The sequence below is a fragment of the Alkalibaculum bacchi genome, assembly GCF_937875145.1.
In the GTDB taxonomy this organism is placed as follows: Bacteria; Bacillota; Clostridia; order Eubacteriales; family Alkalibacteraceae; genus Alkalibaculum; species Alkalibaculum bacchi_A.
In genome coordinates this window covers 1-4,636 of record NZ_CALNCS010000014.1, presented here as the reverse complement: position 1 = coordinate 4,636, position 4,636 = coordinate 1, and the positions used below count along the sequence as shown (strand labels likewise).

6 protein-coding genes are annotated in these 4,636 nt (G+C 35.1%); all 6 read right to left on the bottom strand.

Translation table 11 applies throughout. From position 1 onward, the window contains the following. The coding region (locus tag Q7P22_RS00825) for a hypothetical protein (RefSeq protein ID WP_303859654.1) at positions 1 to 643 on the bottom strand (643 nt) is incomplete at its 3' end. Positions 644 to 872: 229 nt separating this feature from the next. Further along, positions 873 to 2,201: a transposase gene (locus Q7P22_RS00820; protein WP_303859653.1), complete on the bottom strand. Its 1,329-nt coding sequence runs from the start codon at positions 2,199 to 2,201 to the stop codon at positions 873 to 875. Continuing rightward, positions 2,185 to 2,808 carry an IS607 family transposase gene (locus Q7P22_RS00815; protein ID WP_303859652.1) on the bottom strand — a complete coding sequence of 208 codons (624 nt, stop codon included), beginning with the start codon at positions 2,806 to 2,808 and terminating at the stop codon, positions 2,185 to 2,187. The genes Q7P22_RS00820 and Q7P22_RS00815 overlap by 17 nt, the downstream gene beginning before the upstream one ends. A gap of 169 nt (positions 2,809 to 2,977) precedes the next feature. Continuing rightward, positions 2,978 to 3,466, bottom strand: a complete 489-nt coding sequence (locus Q7P22_RS00810; RefSeq protein WP_303859651.1) for a hypothetical protein — start codon at positions 3,464 to 3,466, stop codon at positions 2,978 to 2,980. 9 nt (positions 3,467 to 3,475) lie between these two features. After that, the gene (locus Q7P22_RS00805) at positions 3,476 to 4,075 is read right to left on the bottom strand and encodes a hypothetical protein (RefSeq protein ID WP_303859650.1); all 600 of its coding nucleotides are present in this window, start codon (positions 4,073 to 4,075) and stop codon (positions 3,476 to 3,478) included. A gap of 53 nt (positions 4,076 to 4,128) precedes the next feature. Then, a partial coding sequence (locus Q7P22_RS00800; RefSeq protein WP_303859649.1) for a hypothetical protein occupies positions 4,129 to 4,636 on the bottom strand: 508 nt, incomplete at its 5' end.

Sequence of the window (4,636 nt, the reverse complement as noted above, 5' to 3'; positions counted from 1 at the left end):
TCTTGCAAGCCACAATGTACATATCCTTGTCTGCATTAATTATCTGAATATTCAGCCCATAAGCTTTAATAGCATTATTTCTTGCCTGTAGAGCTTTTCTTTCAGTATAATTATTTCTTTCTTGACTATAATTATCTACAGCTTTGTCCTCTATACTTAAGGAGCTGTCTGTAAATTGAACAAGTTCCAAGTAAGAGGTAATGTCCATATAGTCCCAATACTTGTTATCTTCATAGCCAACATGTAAGGTAACCCAGTCTTTCATTTTGTCTGTTTGAAGTGCTTTGGCCATAATTGCAGCTTTAGCAAGCATTTCTTTTATATTGTCCTTGCCTATAGCTTTTTCTACTTCCTTAAAGCCATCACTGCCTATATTTACCAGAAAGCTAAAAATAGGTGTTCTGTAATAGCTATATACATAATTAGCCATTGCCTTGTCTTTAGCGCTTGGTGCGTAGGGAGGAAATACTGTTAGCTTCTTATTGATTTTACTTAACTTAGGGTTGCCAATTACATACCCTTCCGCATCATTTATCCAATCAGTGTCTGTATCTTCTACAGCTATGAATGTGTCATGCGCATTCTTTGCATAATGATAAAGCAGATAGCTATCGGCACATGGGTATAAGTATACTTTTTTCATTTCTTTCTAAACTTCTTTCTATGGTCATGCTAGAAAATATTGATTAAATATGTCTACTTTATTTTATTTGAATACATTTTCCTATCTTATCTTCGTTTATTAATATCTGCTTTTAACCTTTTTAGCACACTCCCAAACTTTTGCTAGCTTAGAAACTATAAGGACAACTTTACAAAAGCGTCAACCCATAAACTTGGATAAGATTTATATTCCTTTATTAAGTAGTGCCTTAAAACTTAGGACTCCATTTAACTGGACGTAACACTCCGCCCGCTATCTCGTCATTCACTTGGAAATTCGAGAATACTTTTTTAATTATTTGCAAAGCTCCGTTAATGTCCGCATTGATTAAGCGACCATCATTAGTTTTAAACAAGCCACGCTTAATTCGTCTATTAATGGGGCTTTTGCCTTGTTTTTTGCGACTTTTATTACCGTTTTCCCAACAAGGCTGTTCATGATCTAAACTACTAGTTTGACTAGTGTAGCTTTCATTAGTTTGAATAACGGTAATGCCAGCTAAATTAGCCTTGTACTTAATCATGTCGATCATGATGTTATGCGGAATCCCAATAAAGTTTTGGTTATTTCTTTTCCCCATATTGCTACTTCTTTTCCATGACTTGTTCTTACCAATGATAATCGTGTTTGCCTCGCAGTTTAACGCATAATCCACTATACGTTTAGAGGCTTTGTGAGCAAACTGTTTAATTTTGTCATTGCGCCAAGCAGTAATTTTCTTCATGGCTTGGGTATCTTGATAAACAACTTTCTTGCCTTGTTTGGTATTAATTATTCGTTCAAGCTGATGGTATCTAGCTTGAAGCTGTCTTAATTCAGCACGCTTTTTATTATAATACTGGTTAACCGACTTAATTCCACAACCGTTAATGAGTAGTGGACGATTACCAGTGTTAGAAGCGCAAGCAAAGGCATTGTCAATTCCGGGATCAATCCCAATATATTTACCGTTATCTGGCAAGTATTTAATTTCTTTATTGACTTTATATGGAACAATTACTTTATAGCCATTAGCGACAGGTTTAAAAGCAACGCGTCCAATTTTTTCAATATTAGGCGCAAGTTTTAGCTTTAAATCCAATTTTGGAACAATCAAATACCCATCTTTAACTTTAGCGTTCTGATTAGTCACAAAGAAGGTGTGGCGTTTGTCCCGTAAATAATGGGGCAATCTTGGTTTTCCGCTAAACTTACTAGGACTAGCTTTGTAGGCTTTCAGCGCTTTAAAGAATGCCTGCCAAACAGTTGTGACCTCTCTTAAAGCCTGTTGTGCCGATTGAACATAGCCAAGACTATGATAAAGCATTAACTCACGCTTTTGATAACGCTCTTTAAACATTTGATCGAGTTGACTATAGCCTTTAACATATTTCTTCTTAAAAAAGCCTTGTCTTAAATCATAAAGTGCACGGTTATACAAATTATGAGCTGCTAAAGAATACTCATCTAGCTTCGGATTAGCCTTAATTAAATATTCACTAGCTAGTTGTTCATACTGCAAGTCGTTTCTGGGGACCTGCTTATTCTTTTTTGCCATCTTTTTCACCGCCTTTCTGATTTAATGTGCTTTCTATGAGCTTACGTTCAACTCGTCTATGAGAATATTCTCTCATAGAGAAGCAATGCAGTAGGATAATAATTTCTTCAAATAGTTCTTCTTTATCAGTCTTAGGATTCATCTCATTTGAGATAGTTTCAATCGTTGTACCGTAGTTTTTGAACAAGTATTCGAATAGCTCAAACCCTACACGACTTAATCTATCTTGATGAGTAATGATTACTCTTTCAACTTTGCCTGCCAAAACTAAATCTAATAATTTAAAGAACTGCTTGCGATTTTTAAAATAGATCCCACTAGCAATATCTGAAAAGGAATTATCGACATGATAGCCTTTATTTTCAGCGAAATCACGCAATTCTTGCATTTGATTAGCTAAATCATGCTTTTGCTTATAAGTAGAAACATGACCATAGAGAATAGTCTGACGAGGAGTATGTTTATTTTTAAACAACCAAACAGAATCATCATTAAACTCAAATTGACCTGTGAGCTTTCGGGTAGCTTTAATCAACCCTTTTTCACGATAACGCTTCAAAGTTGAACGACTAATTTGAAGTATTTCCATTACTTGATTAGCTCTCATAGTTTCACCTCCTTGACTAATATTATAGCATATATATTTAATAAATAGACAAAAGGAAAATAAAAAGATCATATTATTACATCAAGACTAATAATATGATCTAATTTAGTTAATTATTTCTTACCATACTGAGAGTAAATAAAAAAGCCCCAAAGGGCTAATTTGTTTTTCATTTAAAAAAGGTAAGAAACCTGAGTATGCTTGTGCCTTTATCTGATACTGAAGCAGCATCTCTAACAATCATTGGCAATGTTTGCCTAAAGCTTCTTCTGATATCTAGATAGGGGTTATTTTCCTCTGGCTTATTGATATGTACCTGTGCCTGCCAGCTATTATCTTTAACTGAAATGTACAGGTATCCTCCATATTTGAGCTTAATTATTTCATACCGAGTACCATCTTTTTTATGCTGACCTAGAAATTTTGGTAAGGATAATTCTTCTGCTGCTGGTGCATTTAGTAGCAAGTATCCTATCTTGTCATCTTTAGCTAAAGTACCTTTAATCTTGTAAGAAGCTTCTTTGCTCATCTGTTTAAGCACTTCAAGCACAACTGTATTAGAGTAAGCATCAAGCTCTGCTCGGTACACTTCAACCTGCTGCCTAAGTCTGCTGAATATTTCCTTATTCTCAAGTTTAGACTGCTTAAACCTTAGCATTAATTACCTCTACTCTCCAGTACCACCATTAGTTGTTGACGTTGTTGACGATGCTGGTGCTGGAGTAGGTTTTACATAATTCTTATAAGAAGAAATGTCTGGGAAATCATGATCACTTTCTGCACCAATTAAGATAGGTGCCACAATATCTGAGTTAAAAGACTCTGCAAAGCGAAATTCATCTTTAGCAAATGCAGTAAAGGCTAAAAGCAACTTGTATTCAACAGAGTTGCCATCCCCTTTGCCTTCCTCTTGTATAACATGTTTCATAGTATAAGGATTAATAGAGTCACTTAATGTAAAGTATACAGTATCACCCTTAGTAAATACTACTGGCTCATTAGCAATAAAGGCTGGTTGACCATCTAATGTTCCTAGCGAAGCATCTTTAGCTGTTGCACCATTTTGGGCTTTGTCTAAAGTAACTTCATTAATACTATAGTCTGAGCCATCTTTAATAATTTTAAAGAAATGTTCCCCTTCATGCAAGCTAAAGAAACCATTGCTGTCTGTTACTACTGTAATAAGAGGGGAAGTAGTTAAATCACCAATTACAGATTCATCTTTAGTGTCTTCATAGCCGCGTAAAACTGAGTCTACAAATTTCATATATATACCTCACTGATTAGTATTATCTTTGTACAAATGTAATATAGCCACATCTATTTATAAGACTGACTATCAGATAAGGCTTGCTTGGCTATTTTAGCAATAGCCTTTGGTATTGCTATATGGTACTTTTTAAGTTTCTCTATTGCCTTGGACTTAGCATAATATTCATTTTCCGCTGGAGTTCTATACTTAGCCTGCTTAGCATATTTTAGAGCAAACTTATAGGCTACTGTGTTAACTGGCTGACTGGCTAAAGCTTTTCTAACCAGTGCATCCCTGCCAGTAGTCTTAGATTCTCTTTTATAGCTTGTATTAGACTCTTTAAGCGTATTTCTTAATGTTTGCTTTAAAGTGTCCATGTAGGAGTAAAACTTTCCCCTAGACTGTTTAAAGAGCCCCCTGCTTCTAGCTATAGCATAAATCTGCTTATTTATAAGCCCCTCTGACCAGCACTCTATAATAAGTCTATCTAAAGCACTTAAAGATTTATCAGTTAGCTTACTGTATAATTCAGGAGGCAGTTCTGTTGGACTCTCTGGAACAGACAGATTTTCATAC